This window comes from Parabacteroides bouchesdurhonensis (genome assembly GCF_900186615.1).
GTDB classification, from domain to species: domain Bacteria; phylum Bacteroidota; class Bacteroidia; order Bacteroidales; family Tannerellaceae; genus Parabacteroides; species Parabacteroides bouchesdurhonensis.
Genome location: NZ_LT896588.1, coordinates 1,120,977 through 1,136,017 on the forward strand (window position 1 = coordinate 1,120,977; position 15,041 = coordinate 1,136,017).

Annotated in this window: 19 protein-coding genes; all 19 read left to right on the forward strand. The window is 48.9% G+C overall.

The window, feature by feature from the left end; all coding sequences use genetic code 11:
• Nucleotides 1–419: DUF4122 family protein (locus C1721_RS04850; protein WP_159063533.1), on the forward strand; the 419-nt coding region annotated here is incomplete at its 5' end.
• A gap of 150 nt (nucleotides 420–569) precedes the next feature.
• Nucleotides 570–902 (forward strand): hypothetical protein, encoded by a 333-nt coding sequence (locus tag C1721_RS04855; protein WP_102409244.1) that lies wholly within the window; start codon nucleotides 570–572, stop codon nucleotides 900–902.
• A 297-nt stretch (nucleotides 903–1,199) separates the two neighbouring features.
• Nucleotides 1,200–1,496, forward strand: a complete 297-nt coding sequence (locus C1721_RS04860) for a DUF4134 domain-containing protein (protein ID WP_005801791.1) — start codon at nucleotides 1,200–1,202, stop codon at nucleotides 1,494–1,496.
• A 2-nt stretch (nucleotides 1,497–1,498) separates the two neighbouring features.
• Nucleotides 1,499–1,831: a DUF4133 domain-containing protein gene (locus tag C1721_RS04865; RefSeq protein ID WP_102407381.1), complete on the forward strand. Its 333-nt coding sequence runs from the start codon at nucleotides 1,499–1,501 to the stop codon at nucleotides 1,829–1,831.
• Entirely contained in the window at nucleotides 1,828–4,326 is a 2,499-nt protein-coding gene (locus C1721_RS04870) for a TraG family conjugative transposon ATPase (RefSeq protein WP_102407382.1), read from the forward strand. Before C1721_RS04865 ends, C1721_RS04870 begins: the two co-directional genes overlap by 4 nt.
• Before the next feature lie 33 nt (nucleotides 4,327–4,359).
• Entirely contained in the window at nucleotides 4,360–4,974 is a 615-nt protein-coding gene (locus C1721_RS04875) for a hypothetical protein (protein WP_072545501.1), read from the forward strand.
• 40 nt (nucleotides 4,975–5,014) lie between these two features.
• On the forward strand, nucleotides 5,015–5,647 hold the full coding sequence (locus C1721_RS04880) for a DUF4141 domain-containing protein (RefSeq protein WP_029426970.1): 633 nt from the start codon (nucleotides 5,015–5,017) through the stop codon (nucleotides 5,645–5,647).
• Nucleotides 5,648–5,665: 18 nt separating this feature from the next.
• Nucleotides 5,666–6,670, forward strand: coding sequence for a conjugative transposon protein TraJ (gene traJ / locus C1721_RS04885; RefSeq protein ID WP_032944415.1), 1,005 nt, complete (start codon nucleotides 5,666–5,668; stop codon nucleotides 6,668–6,670).
• A 20-nt stretch (nucleotides 6,671–6,690) separates the two neighbouring features.
• Nucleotides 6,691–7,314, forward strand: coding sequence for a conjugative transposon protein TraK (traK, locus tag C1721_RS04890; protein ID WP_029426967.1), 624 nt, complete (start codon nucleotides 6,691–6,693; stop codon nucleotides 7,312–7,314).
• Nucleotides 7,315–7,326: 12 nt separating this feature from the next.
• A complete protein-coding gene (locus tag C1721_RS04895; RefSeq protein WP_102407383.1) occupies nucleotides 7,327–7,620 on the forward strand; it encodes a TraL conjugative transposon family protein in 294 nt (97 codons plus the stop codon).
• A 4-nt stretch (nucleotides 7,621–7,624) separates the two neighbouring features.
• Nucleotides 7,625–8,917 carry a conjugative transposon protein TraM gene (gene traM, locus C1721_RS04900; RefSeq protein WP_102407384.1) on the forward strand — a complete coding sequence of 431 codons (1,293 nt, stop codon included), beginning with the start codon at nucleotides 7,625–7,627 and terminating at the stop codon, nucleotides 8,915–8,917.
• 20 nt (nucleotides 8,918–8,937) lie between these two features.
• Entirely contained in the window at nucleotides 8,938–9,909 is a 972-nt protein-coding gene (gene traN, locus C1721_RS04905; protein ID WP_032944397.1) for a conjugative transposon protein TraN, read from the forward strand.
• 2 nt (nucleotides 9,910–9,911) lie between these two features.
• Nucleotides 9,912–10,484, forward strand: coding sequence for a conjugal transfer protein TraO (locus C1721_RS04910; RefSeq protein ID WP_102409245.1), 573 nt, complete (start codon nucleotides 9,912–9,914; stop codon nucleotides 10,482–10,484).
• Nucleotides 10,485–10,490: 6 nt separating this feature from the next.
• Complete coding sequence (locus tag C1721_RS04915) at nucleotides 10,491–11,369, forward strand: toprim domain-containing protein (RefSeq protein ID WP_102407385.1); 879 nt, start codon at nucleotides 10,491–10,493, stop codon at nucleotides 11,367–11,369.
• Between the two features lie 33 nt (nucleotides 11,370–11,402).
• Nucleotides 11,403–11,906: a DUF3872 domain-containing protein gene (locus tag C1721_RS04920; RefSeq protein WP_102409246.1), complete on the forward strand. Its 504-nt coding sequence runs from the start codon at nucleotides 11,403–11,405 to the stop codon at nucleotides 11,904–11,906.
• A 13-nt stretch (nucleotides 11,907–11,919) separates the two neighbouring features.
• Nucleotides 11,920–12,432 carry a lysozyme gene (locus C1721_RS04925; RefSeq protein ID WP_102407386.1) on the forward strand — a complete coding sequence of 171 codons (513 nt, stop codon included), beginning with the start codon at nucleotides 11,920–11,922 and terminating at the stop codon, nucleotides 12,430–12,432.
• A 73-nt stretch (nucleotides 12,433–12,505) separates the two neighbouring features.
• On the forward strand, nucleotides 12,506–13,714 hold the full coding sequence (locus tag C1721_RS04930) for a tyrosine-type recombinase/integrase (protein ID WP_102407387.1): 1,209 nt from the start codon (nucleotides 12,506–12,508) through the stop codon (nucleotides 13,712–13,714).
• 296 nt (nucleotides 13,715–14,010) lie between these two features.
• Complete coding sequence (locus C1721_RS04935; protein WP_102407388.1) at nucleotides 14,011–14,598, forward strand: UpxY family transcription antiterminator; 588 nt, start codon at nucleotides 14,011–14,013, stop codon at nucleotides 14,596–14,598.
• A 10-nt stretch (nucleotides 14,599–14,608) separates the two neighbouring features.
• On the forward strand, nucleotides 14,609–15,041 hold a 433-nt coding region (locus C1721_RS04940), incomplete at its 3' end, for an rRNA adenine N-6-methyltransferase family protein (protein ID WP_159063534.1).

The window sequence follows — 15,041 nt, forward strand, 5'->3', positions numbered from 1 at the left end:
CACATTCCGAACCATTGGTTAGAGAACCTATAGAAGAAGATGAAGAAATCAATCCCGAGGATGTGGTACAGGAAAACAAAGGGTTGACCAAGGAGGAAAAGGAAGAACTTATGGCTCCGGTGGGTGCGGAGCCTGATCCTGATTTCAACACGGCAATGACATTCGAGGAAATGAATAATGTTGTGGAAGTGCTGACTTCCGCTACCCGGGATGAACAGAAGGCTTTTCGTGCGAGCATGACAATCTATCACAAGTTATCCGGTACGGAAATATTGAATCTTCTTGAAAACGAAATCGGATGCCAGCATAAAATCGGGCATCTGCTCAACGAATATCTGGATGAAGCCGGAAACCCGCTTTTAAGACGCAGGGGTACTCCGAAGAAAAAAGAAGTTTTCGATATAGGTAAATTCGTTTAATAGTTTCTTTTGTTGCCATATTTTTGGGGGCATGTCGATGTGATATCGGCGTGCCTTCTTCATTTTCAGAAAACGACGTCGGATAAAATACAAATAGTCATATCGTTATCATAATGGCAAGATTCGTACCTTTGCAAAAAATGAATGATTATGGCAGTAACAAAAGCAATATTGGAAAAATGGATGGCGGCTCAGAAGCGTCACCATCTGTCGGACAGGCATGTGCAGATGGCACGTGAACTTGGTCTGAATCCTGACAAACTCGGGAAGATTGATAACCACAGACAGGAGCCGTGGAAAGCTCCGCTTCCGCAGTTCATAGAGGATATCTACTACAAGAGGTTCAAGCGTGAGCAGCCTGAAACTGTCAGGCCGCTGAAACAGATTCTGAAGGAAATGGAATTCAAAAAGAAGCTGCAAAAAGAGAAAAAGGAGGAACGGAGGAAACAGCGTGTCTTCTCTTCCGATTCAGCAGCAGAGTAAACAGCGTTCACATGACATGAAGCGAAGTCTGAAAGCCGCCCGGTTTTCAGACTTCGCTTTTTTGATTCTGACAAGTTGCAGCGTTTTTATTTTTTCATGGAGAGTGCCCGTTTTTATATTCTCCCTTATTTCAAGCGGCTGCCAAAAATTCTTTTTCATATCGTTTGGAAATCCCTTTCCGATGTAACGTAATGACACCCGATGTCACGCATCGTCAGTGTTGTAAATCAATGAATTAAGCGTTATATATTCGTGGTTGAAATCATTTTTTGTCTCACCAATTAAAAGTTTCGACACATGAAAAAAAGATTCTTTTTTGCAGCCATGATGCTGCTTGCAACGACAGGGGCTTTCGCCCAGGGTAACGGTATCGGCGGTATCACTGAAGCCACCAACATGGTCACTTCCTATTTCGATCCGGGAACCAAATTGATTTATGCCATCGGAGCCGTGGTCGGCCTTATCGGAGGCGTTAAGGTCTATTCCAAGTTTTCCTCGGGAGATCCTGACACCTCCAAGACGGCAGCCAGCTGGTTCGGCGCCTGTATCTTTTTAATCGTAGCCGCCACAATCTTACGCTCATTCTTCCTCTGATTATGGCGGAGTATCCTATCAACAAGGGAATCGGCCGCAGCCCTGAGTTCAAGGGGCTGAAAAGCCAGTACCTGTTCATCTTCGCCGGCGGACTGCTCGCCCTGTTCGTCCTGTTTGTCATCATGTACATGGCAGGCATCAACCAGTGGGTATGTATCGGTTTCGGTGTCATCTGCGCCTCGGTGCTTGTCTGGGTGACTTTCCGCCTGAACGCGAAATACGGTGAATGGGGACTGATGAAATTGCAGGCGTTGCGCCGCCATCCCCGCTACATCATCAGCCGGAAGGGTTTCCTCCGGTTGATTTGTCCAACCCCGAAAAAACGTAATGTATGAGAAATGTAATGAAAGCCGCCACGCTGGAAAGCCGGTTTCCGCTGATGGCCGTCGAGCACGGGTGCATCATCAGCAAGGATGCCGACATTACCGTGGCCTACAGGGTGGAGCTTCCGGAAGTGTTCACGCTGACACGCGCCGAGTACGAGGCCCTCCATTCCGCATGGGCGAAGGCAGTGCGGGTTCTGCCGAACTACAGCATCGTCCACAAGCAGGACATCTTCATCGAGGAGAGCTACAGACCTGATATCTGCCGGGATGACCTGAGTTTCCTCAGCCGCAGCTTTGAAAGGCATTTCAACGAACGGCCGTACCTGAACCATACCTGCTATCTGTTCCTGACCAAGACCACGAAGGAACATAGCCGCACGACAAGCAGTTTCAATGCCCTCACGCGCGGGTTCATCATCCCCAAGGAGATGCAGGACAAGGATACCGTCGCACGCTTCTTGGAATGCTGCGGGCAGTTCGAGCGTATCGTGAACGACAGCGGCCTGGTCCGCATGGTCAGGCTGACGGACGAAGAGATTACCGGTACGGAAACCTCCGCGGGAATCATCGAGAAGTATTTCTCGCTTTCGCAGGAGGACACGACCAGCCTGCAGGACATCACCCTCGGAGCCGGGGAAATGAAGGTCGGTGACAAGCTGCTCTGCCTGCATACCCTCTCCGAAACGGAGGACCTGCCGTCATCCGTGGGTACGGACAGCCGTTATGAACGGCTGTCCACGGACCGCAGCGACTGCCGCCTCTCCTTTGCCGCGCCTATAGGGATACTGCTCACGTGCAACCATATCGTGAACCAGTATCTCTTCATAGACGATTCGGCGGAGAACCTGCGGAAGTTCGAGCAGACCGCCCGCAACATGCACTCGCTGTCCCGTTACAGCCGCTCCAACCAGATCAACCGTGAATGGATTGAGGAGTACCTGAACGAGGCGCACAGCAAGGGACTCACTTCCATCCGTGCGCACTGCAATGTCTTTGCATGGAGCGACGACCGGGAGAAGCTGAAGCGTATCAAGAACGACGTGGGCAGTCAGATTGCCCTGATGGAGGCCAAGCCCCGTCATAACACGGTCGATGTGCCGACGCTTTTCTGGGCGGCCATTCCCGGCAATGCCGGTGATTTCCCGTCAGAGGAGTGTTTCTACACCTTCATCGAGCAGGCCCTGTGCCTGTTCATCGGGGAAACGTCCTACAAGGATTCGCTTTCACCGTTCGGCATCCGCATGGTGGACCGTTTGACCGGGAAGCCAGTCCATCTGGACATTTCCGACCTGCCGATGAAGAACGGTACGATTACCAACCGCAACAAGTTCATCCTTGGACCTTCGGGCAGCGGAAAGTCATTCTTCACCAACCATATGGTGCGCCAGTATTACGAACAGGGATCACATGTACTGCTTGTAGATACGGGAAATTCCTATCAGGGACTGTGCAGCCTTATCCATGCCCGCACGCATGGCGAGGACGGCATCTATTTCACCTATGAGGAGAGCGATCCGATAGCCTTCAATCCTTTCTACGTAGAGGACGGTACGTTTGACATCGAGAAGAAGGAGTCTATCAAGACGCTTATCCTTACCCTGTGGAAACGTGATGACGAGCCGCCGACACGTGCCGAGGAGGTGGCACTCTCCAACGCGGTCAATCTCTTTCTGGAGAAGATACGCACGGACAGTACCGTGGTTCCGTCCTTCAACACCTTCTATGAGTTCATCCGCGACGAGTATCAGGAAATCCTGAAGACCAAGCGTACACGGGAGAAGGATTTTGACGTGTGGGGGTTCCTGAATGTACTGGAACCTTATTACAAGGGTGGCGAGTATGACTTCCTGTTGAATTCCGACAGACAGCTTGATTTGCTTGGCAAACGGTTTATTGTCTTCGAGCTGGACAATATCCGTGACAACAAGGTGCTGCTTCCGATTGTCACCATCATCATCATGGAAACTTTCATCAGCAAGATGCGAAAGTTGAAAGGTATCCGAAAGATGATACTTATTGAGGAATGTTGGAAGGCATTGGCATCTGCCAATATGAGCAACTATATCCGCTACCTTTTCAAGACCGTCAGAAAGTTTTTCGGAGAGGCTGTTGTCGTTACCCAGGAGGTGGAAGATATTATTTCGTCACCCATCGTCAAGGGAACCATCATCAACAACAGCGACTGCAAGATTTTGTTGGACCAGAGGAAGTATGTCAACAAGTTCGATGAAATCCAGTCCCTGCTGGGGCTGACCGACAAGGAACGTGCCCAGATTCTCTCCATCAACATGGCCAACAGCCCGTCCCGCAAGTACAAGGAAGTGTGGATAGGTCTTGGCGGAACACAGTCGGCGGTCTATGCCACCGAGGTCTCGCCGGAAGAGTACTACACCTATACGACCGAGGAGACGGAAAAGCTTGAAGTAATGCGGCTTACCCGGAAGCTGGGTGGCAATATCGAGCTGGCAATCAAGCAGCTGGCCGAGAGCAAGAGGAAAAAGTGAAATCATTTATCAACCCATTAAACTTCTGAACTTATGTATAGCGATCTGGAATCTAATGAAAGCAAACGCCGTGAGGTCGTGTCATCCCTCTACTGGTCCCTGATGCAGGGCTGGAATATTCCTCTTTCCATACAGGAGTATTACGGGCTCACGGAGGATTACCGTCTGTTCCATCAGCTTGAAGGGATGGCTCCTGACGAATACCTGCGGAAGAGGCAGACGGGGGAAGTACCCGACATTCTGGAGGTGGATGCAAGACTGACACACGCGGTGGAGAAGATTTTTGAAAGTGTGTGTCCCCGTCCTCCGGCTGAATACCTTGACAAGCTGAACGGGGAACTGGAGAGGCTGGGCAGTATTGCCGCCTCGCCGGGTTCCGTACATGACCCGATACATATCCGCCCGGATTTTCTCGTGAAATACGGCATTGACAGGAGCAGTCCGGAGGATGTGATACGGAAACAGGCGGAGAAGGCTTACCGGGAACTGGATGCCCGATTTGTCAGGATGACCGGCAGACGTCCCTATGCGGACGAGTTCTTTAGGAATATCAGGCCTGCCCGCACGGTCTCTTCGGAAACAACACTGCGGAGAAAACCGCACATCACCGTCCGTCCGAAGCCGAAAGGCCGCAAGATGGGACTCTGAACTAACGGAAAAGATTTATCAACCATTAAAGATTAACGACATGAAGAAAAGAATTCTGACAGCCTTATGCTGTATCTGCCTCCTTTCGGCAGGCAGGGCACACGCCCAATGGGTAGTGACCGACCCCGGGAATCTTGCCCAGGGCATCATCAATGCCGCCAAGAATATCGTGCACACTTCCTCGACGGCAAGCAACATGGTCAAGAATTTTCAGGAGACGGTCAAGATTTACAAGCAAGGCAAGGAGTATTATGACGGCCTACGGAAGGTCAAGAATCTGGTACGCGATGCCCGCAAGGTGCAGCAGACCATCCTGATGGTCGGCGACATCACGGAAATCTATGTGACCAGTTATGAACGTATGCTCAGTGACCCTTATTTCACCCCTGAGGAACTGAGTGCCATCGCCCTCGGCTACACGAAGCTGCTGGAGGAGAGTGCCAATCTGCTGACGGACCTGAAGACGGTGGTCAACGAGAACGGCCTTTCGATGAACGACAAGGAACGTATGGACATCATCGACCGCTGTTATACCGACATGCTGCAATACCGCAGTCTGGTGCAGTACTATACCAACAAGAACATCGGCGTGTCGTACCTGCGTGCCAAGAAACAGAATGATCTTGACCGTGTGATGGCTCTGTACGGTTCACCCAACGAACGCTACTGGTAATTTCAAGGAGGATTGCTTATGGTATTGTTGGCTGTGAATTTTGACAATCTGCACCAGATCCTGCAAAGTCTGTACACGGACATGATGCCGCTCTGTTCGCAGATGACCGGCGTGGCCAAGGGCCTTGCCGGATTGGGAGCCCTCTTTTATGTGGCGTATCGTGTCTGGCAGTCACTGGCCAGGGCCGAACCTATTGACGTGTTCCCTTTGCTGCGTCCGTTTGCTCTGGGTATCTGCATCATGTTTTTTCCGACCATCGTGCTGGGTACGCTCAACAGCATTTTGTCACCCGTCGTGACCGGAACGCACAGGATTCTGGAGACGCAAACCTTTGACATGAATGAGTATCGGCAGCAGAAGGACAAGCTGGAGATTGAGGCGATGCGGAGGAATCCCGAGACGGCCTACCTGGTGGACAAGGAGGCTTTTGACAACAAACTGGATGAACTGGGAGCTCTGGACGCTATCGAAGCTTGCGGTATGTATGTGGACCGTGCCATGTACAACATGAAGAAGTCCGTGCAGAATTTTTTCCGTGAGCTGCTGGAACTGATGTTCAATGCGGCCGCGCTTGTGGTGGACACGCTAAGGACATTCTTCCTGATTGTCCTTTCCATTCTCGGACCGATTTCCTTTGCCATTTCGTGCTGGGACGGCTTTCAGGCCTCGCTGAGCCAATGGTTTGTCCGCTATATCAGCATCTATCTGTGGCTGCCCGTCTCCGATCTTTTCAGCAGCGTGCTGGCACGCATACAGACCCTGATGCTTCAGAGGGACATCGAGCAGCTGTCCGACCCCAACTTCATTCCGGACAGTTCCAATGCTGTGTACATCACGTTCCTGATTATCGGCATCATCGGGTATTTCACGATTCCGACCGTAGCCAATTGGATCGTGCAGGCCGGTGGAGGTGCAGGAAATTACGGCAAGAACGTGAATCAGGCTGCTTCCAAGACAGGCTCCATTGTGGGCGGTGCCGCAGGTGCTACTGTAGGAAATGTGGCCGGAAGACTAATCAAGTAACAATCATAAAACGAATAAGAATGGAATTCAAATCATTGAAAAATATCGAGACCAGCTTCCGGCATCTGCGCCTGTTCGGAATCGTCTATCTGGGTGTCTGCACCCTGCTTGTGGGCTATTCCGTGTGGAAGGCATACAGTTTTGCCGAAGCCCAGCGTCAGAAAATCTATGTGCTGGATGAGGGGAAGTCGCTCATGCTCGCCCTCTCGCAGGACCTGGAGCAGAACCGTCCCGTAGAGGCAAGGGAACATGTCAGACGTTTCCATGAGCTGTTCTTCACGCTGGCCCCTGACAAGAGTGCCATCGAGGGGAACGTGCAGCGTGCCATGTTCCTGAGCGACCGTTCCGCCTACTCCCATTACGGTGACTTGGCCGAACAGGGTTACTACAACCGTATCATTTCGGGCAATGTCAGCCAGCGTATCGAGATAGACAGCGTGAAATGCGACTTCAACACCTATCCGTATGATGTCATGACATACGCACGTCTTTTCATCATCCGTGAGAAGAGCGTGACGGAACGCAGCCTTGTCACGCATGGCAGGTTGCGGAATTCCACCCGCAGTGACAACAATCCGCACGGGTTCATCCTGGAAGGGTTCCATGTGCTGGAGAACAGGGATATCAGAATGTATGACAGATAAAACAATGTATGTATGAGAAAAATGTATGTAAAGTTCAAGGATTGTATCGGGGGCAGGCTGCACGGCCTGTGTGACAGGCTTACACCCCGTCAGAGGGCAATCGCCGTCATCGTGATGGCTTCCCTTTTCGCGCTGGTGAATTTCTACATGATTTTCCGTGCGATTTATGACATCGGACGGGAGGATGCCCGGCAGGACATCATCAGGATAACCCCGCTTGAAGTTCCCGACTTTGTGCCTGCGGATACTCTCTCCGATATGAAAGTCCGTGAGATGGAAGAGTTTTTTAACCAGTTCAACAAGTAAGATTATGAGTACAGATGCAGAAAAATTGAAACAGAAGCAGAAAATCAGGAAATATCTGGTTTTCACAGGTATGTTCCTGCTGTTCCTCGGGTGCATGTGGCTAATTTTCGCCCCGTCCGAAAAAGACAGGAAGGAGGCGGAAAGGAAGACGGGCTTCAATGCCGAACTTCCCGATCCGAAAAGTACGGGTATAGAGGCGGACAAGATGGCTGCTTATGAGCAGGCGGACATGATTCGCCGGCAGGAGGAGAAGAAGCGTACGCTGGCCGACTTCTCCGCCATGGCCGATGGACACAGACAGGATAATGTTCCGGAAACAGAACCGGCGCAGGACATTGTAAGTGAAAATGAAAACCGTGCGTACCATTCAGGAGGAAACGGCAGGACGGGAGCCTTCGCCTCTTCAGCCTCGGCTTACAATGACATCAACGCCACTCTCGGCAGTTTTTATGAGAGTCCGGAGGAAGACCCGGAAAAAGAAGCCCTGAAAGCAGAGGTGGAACAGCTCCGACAGGCTGCCGCAGCGCAGACGGCCGGACCGAGCTACGAGGAACAGGTGGCTTTGCTGGAGAAGTCCTATGAGCTTGCCGCCAAATATATGCCTTCGGGCGGCAGCACGGGAACAGCGGACAGCCAGGAGACGGAAAGTCCCTCAAGAGAAAGGAATGCGAAAGCCGTTCCTGTCGGGCTGGTGTCCTCTCCGGTCGTGTCGTCCCTTCCTCAGCCTCTTACCGATTCGGTACAGTTCGCGAGGCTGCTTTCCGGTGCGGATATCGGCTTCCATACAGCTGTGGGCAGTGCCGGGACACAGATGGCGAGGAATACCATACGGGCCTGCGTGCATGGCGACCAGACCATTATCAGCGGACAAAGCGTGCGTCTCAGGCTGCTGGAAGCCATGCGTGTGGGAAGATATGTGCTTCCCCGCAATACCCTGCTGACCGGTGAGGGACGTATCCAGGGCGAGCGGCTTGGCATTGAAATCCTGCAGGTCGAATATGACGGCAATGTCATTCCCGTGGAACTGACCGTGCTGGACAGTGACGGACAGGCCGGGATATTCATTCCCGGTTCGACGGAAGCGAATGCGGTAAGGGAAGTGGCCGCCAACATGGGACAGAATCTCGGCACGACCATCTCCATCACCAACCAGTCGGCAGGCGACCAGCTTCTCTCCGAGCTTGGACGAGGGGCCATACAGGGCGTGTCGCAGTACATCTCCAAAAAGATGCGCGAGGAGAAGGTGCACCTCAAATCAGGCTACGGACTGATGCTTTATCAGAACAACAATCAATAACCCATTAAAACAGTAAAGACATGAAAAAGATTCTTTTGATGCTTGCCCTCGCAGGCGGCGTTGCAAGTGCACATGCACAGTCGGCTGATACCACGGCCGTAAATGATTTGACCCTGAAGGCGGATATCTATCCGCAGCAGGAGGACGGCGACCTCTATCACGGGCTGTCCAGAAAGCTCACCTTTGACCGGATGATTCCGCCTTACGGTCTGGAAGTGACGTATGACAAGACGACCCATATCATCTTTCCCTCGGCTGTCCGTTACGTGGATCTCGGTTCTCCGAATCTGATTGCGGGCAAGGCGGACGGTTCTGAGAATGTAATCAGGGTAAAGGCTACCAGAAAGAATTTCCGTGAGGAGACCAACATGTCGGTGATTACCGAAAGCGGAAGTTTCTACACCTTCAATGTGAAGTATGCCGACGAGCCTCTGCTGCTCAACATCGAGATGGCCGATTTTGTTCATGACGGCAGCGAGGTGAACCGCCCGAACAATGCCCTTGACATCTACCTGAAGGAACTCGGCAGCGAGTCGCCCAAGCTGGTACACCTTATATCCAAGGCCATCCACAAGGATAACAGACGTCATATCAAGCATATCGGGAGCAAGGCGTTCGGCATCCAGTACCTGCTGCGCGGACTCTATACCCATAACGGGCTGCTTTATTTCCATACCCAGGTGAAGAACACGTCCAACGTGCCTTATGAGGTGGATTTCGTGACGTTCAAGATCGTGGACAAGAAGGTACTCAAGCGCACGGCCATCCAAGAGCAGGTGATATTTCCACTGCGTGCCTACAACTATGCTACGGCTGTTGCCGGAAAAAAGGACGAGCGTACCGTCTTTGTCTTTGACAAGTTCACCATTCCCGCCGACAAGATGCTGGTAGTGGAGATGCACGAGAAGAGCGGAGGCCGTCATCAGACCTTCACCGTGGAGAGTGAGGACATCGTGAGAGCGAGGGTGATCAATGAACTTAAAGTGAAATGACCATGAAGAAGTATCTGTTTCTTTTTGCCGTATGCGTATCGCTTGCCCTGTCATCGGGGCAGGCATACGCCCAGCGTTACCTTCCCGGAATGAAGGGTGTGGAACTCAGGGGAGGCTTTGCCGGAAACCTGAAATCACCAGTTGACTGGTACACGGGCTTTGCCGTGTCGGGATATACGAAAAGGGCCAACCATTGGGTGGCTGGCGTGGAATACCTGCTGAAGAACTACGGCTATCGCGGGACCTTCGTTCCACGGGCCCAGTTTACTGCCGAGGGCGGCTATTACCTAAAGTTCCTGTCCGACCCGGCGAAGATATTCTTCCTTTCTGTCGGCGGTTCTGCCCTGGTGGGATATGAGACATTGAACTGGGGAGAAAAGGTTCTGTATGACGGTTCCATGCTTTCCCACCGGGATGCCTTCGTCTATGGCGGAGCCCTGACGCTGGAGCTGGAAAGCTATGTGACGGACCGTATCGTGCTGCTTGCCCATGTGCGCGAACGTGTGCTTTGGGGCAGTTCTTTGGGAAAGTTCACGACACAGTTCGGGGTTGGAGTCCGTTTCATCATCAATTAGACGCCTATGGATATAGAGATGATAAGAGGCATTCCCATTGAGGAATTCCTGTCCCATTTGGGACATGAGCCGGTCAGAAGGCACGGCGACGAATGCTGGTATCTTTCTCCGTACCGTGAGGAAAGGACACCTTCGTTCCATGTGAACACCCGTAAGGGTGTATGGCATGACTTCGGTACCGGGCATGGAGGCGACATCTTCACCCTTGCGGGGGAACTTTCAGGAAGTGACGGCTTCATGGCACAGGCGAGGTTCATCGCCGGAGTTTATGGAGGCACAATACCTGAATATGCCGGACAGAAAAGAGAAAAGGAAAGTGTCAGGACAGAAAAGCACAAGGAGCCTTCCCGCTTTGAAGAGGTGGTTTGCGGTCCCTTGCGCTGTAATGCACTTCTCGGCTATCTGAAGGGACGCGGTATTCCAGAGGAAATTGCCCGTGCGGAGTGCGAGGAAATACGGTTCCGTCTGTACGACAAGCGGTATTTTGCCGTCGGTTTCAGGAATATGGGCGGAGGCTATGAGCTTCGGACCAGGTTCATGAAATGGTGTCTGCCGCCCAAGGACATTTCCCTTATCGGGGGTGGCTCGCTTACCTGTAACCTTTTTGAGGGCTTTATCGACTTTCTTTCATGGAAGGTACTCGGCATCAGCCGCGGTGAGGATTATCTGGTCCTCAATTCGGTGTCCCTGCTTGAACGCTCGTTCCCTTATCTGGACAATTACGGGAAGATCCGGTGCTACCTGGACAATGACGATGCCGGAAGAAGGACGCTGGCCGTCCTCCGGAAACGCTACGGTGACAGGATTGACGACTGTTCCGACCTGTATGCCGGATGCAAGGACCTGAACGAATACCTTGAAAGTAATTTTCCGCCTGAACAGTAATTTTTTTATAAACCGTTAAAACAAGAAATGAATATGAAACCTAATATGAACAGAAAAGGGCTGTATGCCCTTGTATGTGCCCTGATGGGCCTGACCTTTGGTATGCTGACCTCGTGCAGCGATGACCTTGACGTGCAGCAGTCCTATCCCTTTACGGTGGAGACGATGCCGGTTCCCACACGTATTGTGAAGGGTGAAACCGTGGAAATCCGCTGTGAACTGAAACGTGAAGGACGGTTCTCTGATGCCCGATATACCATCCGTTATTTCCAGCCGGACGGTGAAGGCAAGCTGCGCATGGACGACGGGATGGTGTTGCTGCCCAACGACCGTTATCCCCTGGACAGGGAGGTGTTCCGCCTTTATTACACCTCGGAGTGTGAGGACCAGCAGAGTATCGACATCTATTTTGAGGACAACAGCGAGCCGGCACAGCTTTTTCAGCTGACCTTCGATTTCAACAATGAGACGGAGGACGAGGATACCGTGGTTACTTCCGGCGGCAAGGAACTGCCTGTCGTCATCGTATCACAATGAATCTGACCTGCCTATGGGAATAAGAGCAAAGTTGTTTGCGGCGTTTTTCGCCATTGCCTGCTTCGGGAGCATACCGTTGTGGGCGGAGAATCCGGTAAAGGAGAAACAGGACAGGTTCAGCCTTGCCGTCGAGTGCATCAAGCGGTTTGAGGGCTGGCATTCTTCCCGGCATTACCCCTATGTAGGTTGGGGTCATTGCCTGCAACCCGGGGAAAAGTATTCTGCCCATACCATGACAAGGCAACAGGCTGATGAACTTCTCAGGAAGGATTTGCGCAAGTTCTGCGCCATGTTCAGGCAATTCGGAAAGGACTCTCTGCTACTGGCCACGCTTGCTTATAATGTCGGTCCGTACCGGCTTTTAGGCAGTAAAAAGATTCCCAAGAGTACTCTTGTCAGGAAACTGGAGGCAGGTGACAGAAATATCTATAAGGAGTACATTTCTTTCCGGTGTTACAAAGGCAAGGTTGTGCCGAGTATTGAACGGAGAAGGAAAGTGGAGTTTGAACTCCTTTATATACCGTGATTAAATTATTTATAAGCCTTCCTTTGAAAACTAAGAGAAGGCTTTTTTCTTGTCAAAGTAAAATTTTTGAGTTATGATATCAGTAAAGGTAAAGTTTAGACCGTCAACTGTTGATGGAAAGGAAGGTAGCTTATACTACCAAATAATATATAAGAGAGTACCTCGACAATTTGTGACAGATTATAAAATAAAAACTACTGAATGGAATATATATAGCGGTAATCTGGAGTTTAGTCAGGCGGATATGCCAAGATATAATTACTTGTCAACTGTCATACAGAAAATAGAATGGGACAAAAGAAGATTTCAGCAAATTTTTAACAGACTGTTATCTTCTAATAAAACATTCACTACGGACGACATAGTACAGGAGTTTCAGAATCAAGCTTCGGAAATTACTTTATTCAACTATATGAATAATATGATTAGCCGATTTTGGAAACAGGGACAGTATCGAACGAGTGAAACATATTCATCTACTCTTAACAGTTTTTCTGAATTCAGGAATGGAGTGGATCTATATTTTGAAGATATGGATTCTGACCTGCTGCTTGCATATGAATATCATCTTAAATCTAAATCTCTTTCTCCTAACACAATATCTTTTTATATGAAACGTCTGAGAGCCGTTTATAATAAAGCGATTGATGACGGATTTGTTGAAAATAAAAATTTGTTTAGGCGTGTATTTACATCTTCCGAGAAAACAGTTAAAAGAGCCATTTCACTAAAACATATAAAAAAACTAAAAAACTTGGATTTAGGTTATTCAGCTTCAAAAGAGTTTGCTCGTGATATATTCTTATTCAGTTTTTATACTCGGGGAATGTCATTCGTGGATATTGCCTATTTACAGAAAAAGGATTTAAAGGGCAATGTATTGACTTATCGCAGGAAAAAGACCGGGCAATTATTGAATATTCAATGGGAGCATTGTATGCAGGAGATTGTTAATAAATATTCTTCTTCTACCATATCTCCCTATCTCTTGCCTATTATAAAAAGACCTGAAGGAAATGTGCGCAAACAGTACCAAAATGTACAGTCGTTAATTAATCGTAATCTCAAAAATATTGGTAAGGATTTGAATTTGCCAATACCATTGACCATGTACTGTGCCCGCCATTCCTGGGCTAGCATTGCACGAAGTGAAGGAATACCGATTTCAATTATTAGCGAAGGGATGGGACATGATTCGGAAAGTACCACACAAATTTATCTTGCTTCTTTAGAAACACAGGTAATAGATAAAGCCAATCGCAAAATACTGAAATTGCTGTAATTAAGAATTATACAAGAGGAGTCATTCAATGGACTCCTTTTTTGTTGATGTGTCAAATTGTTTAGGTAAAATATCTATCTCCTTGTAGGAGATGAGCATATATCTGCAAAAATAGTTGTTTTCTAGCAAACTCAATTCTTTTTTAAGGACTTTTTTTCATACTTAGACAGAAAAATTCCCTAATACTCTTGTTTGTGTGACAAAACTCATACAAATACACACATAATATCATAATTATTAACTATATAATAGAGAACACTCATCTCCTACAAGGAGATGAAAAAAATAGCAAGAATATGTGTGTCCAAGATGTATACCACAAGGGAGAAGAATCGTTTGCCAATGGGACAAACGACCGCGAAGCGTGCCCAAAACGTTGGATTGCCGTTCTTGTTCAAATGAATTGTGAGAAAAAAACAGCTACCCAATTGGGCAAGGCAGGTTACGAAACTTATATTCCCATACAGCAAGAAATACATCAATGGAGTGACCGGAAGAAAAAAGTCAACCGACTCATTATGCCAATGGTCGTGTTTGTTCGTGCAACAGTAAATGAAGAAGAATGGTTGCGCAGCCAATCGTATATTTTCAAACTCTTAGCTTTACCTGGTACCGATGAGGATAAAAAGAAATTTGCAACTCCTATTCCCGATTATCAAATTGAGCGTCTGAAGTTCTTGCTTGAAAAAGCAGAAAGTGAGGTAACTATTGTTGCTAATCTAACAATTGGAAATGCTGTTCGAGTGATATTTGGTCCATTGAAAGGGCTTGAGGGAGTGGTTAGTGAGGCTGATAATAAAAGTTCTATCGTAGGAGTTATGATTGATGGACTAGGCTATGCTTGTGTGAAAATTCTAAAGACAAATATCGAAATTATCCTGTAAGAAGTTACTAATGACAAAAAAGAAATTGCCCGTTCGTTTTACGGGTCAGCACTTTACTATTGATAAAGTGCTAATAAAAGATGCAATAAGACAAGCAAATATAAGTAATCAGGATACGGTTTTAGATATTGGGGCAGGCAAGGGGTTTCTTACTGTTCATTTATTAAAAATCGCCAACAATGTTGTTGCTATTGAAAACGACACAGCTTTGGTTGAACATTTACGAAAATTATTTTCTGATGCCCGAAATGTTCAAGTTGTCGGTTGTGATTTTAGGAATTTTGCAGTTCCGAAATTTCCTTTCAAAGTGGTGTCAAATATTCCTTATGGCATTACTTCCGATATTTTCAAAATCCTGATGTTTGAGAGTCTTGGAAATTTTCTGGGAGGTTCCATTGTCCTTCAATTAGAACCTACACAAAAGTTATTTTCGAGGAAGCTTT

Coding starts and splice junctions, on each gene's coding strand:
- C1721_RS04855 (WP_102409244.1), top strand. CDS start 570: ATGGCAGTAACAAAAGCAATATTGGAAAAATGGATGGCGGCTCAGAAG.
- C1721_RS04860 (WP_005801791.1), top strand. CDS start 1,200: ATGAAAAAAAGATTCTTTTTTGCAGCCATGATGCTGCTTGCAACGACA.
- C1721_RS04865 (WP_102407381.1), top strand. CDS start 1,499: ATGGCGGAGTATCCTATCAACAAGGGAATCGGCCGCAGCCCTGAGTTC.
- C1721_RS04870 (WP_102407382.1), top strand. CDS start 1,828: ATGAGAAATGTAATGAAAGCCGCCACGCTGGAAAGCCGGTTTCCGCTG.
- C1721_RS04875 (WP_072545501.1), top strand. CDS start 4,360: ATGTATAGCGATCTGGAATCTAATGAAAGCAAACGCCGTGAGGTCGTG.
- C1721_RS04880 (WP_029426970.1), top strand. CDS start 5,015: ATGAAGAAAAGAATTCTGACAGCCTTATGCTGTATCTGCCTCCTTTCG.
- traJ (WP_032944415.1), top strand. CDS start 5,666: ATGGTATTGTTGGCTGTGAATTTTGACAATCTGCACCAGATCCTGCAA.
- traK (WP_029426967.1), top strand. CDS start 6,691: ATGGAATTCAAATCATTGAAAAATATCGAGACCAGCTTCCGGCATCTG.
- C1721_RS04895 (WP_102407383.1), top strand. CDS start 7,327: ATGAGAAAAATGTATGTAAAGTTCAAGGATTGTATCGGGGGCAGGCTG.
- traM (WP_102407384.1), top strand. CDS start 7,625: ATGAGTACAGATGCAGAAAAATTGAAACAGAAGCAGAAAATCAGGAAA.
- traN (WP_032944397.1), top strand. CDS start 8,938: ATGAAAAAGATTCTTTTGATGCTTGCCCTCGCAGGCGGCGTTGCAAGT.
- C1721_RS04910 (WP_102409245.1), top strand. CDS start 9,912: ATGAAGAAGTATCTGTTTCTTTTTGCCGTATGCGTATCGCTTGCCCTG.
- C1721_RS04915 (WP_102407385.1), top strand. CDS start 10,491: ATGGATATAGAGATGATAAGAGGCATTCCCATTGAGGAATTCCTGTCC.
- C1721_RS04920 (WP_102409246.1), top strand. CDS start 11,403: ATGAAACCTAATATGAACAGAAAAGGGCTGTATGCCCTTGTATGTGCC.
- C1721_RS04925 (WP_102407386.1), top strand. CDS start 11,920: ATGGGAATAAGAGCAAAGTTGTTTGCGGCGTTTTTCGCCATTGCCTGC.
- C1721_RS04930 (WP_102407387.1), top strand. CDS start 12,506: ATGATATCAGTAAAGGTAAAGTTTAGACCGTCAACTGTTGATGGAAAG.
- C1721_RS04935 (WP_102407388.1), top strand. CDS start 14,011: ATGTGTGTCCAAGATGTATACCACAAGGGAGAAGAATCGTTTGCCAAT.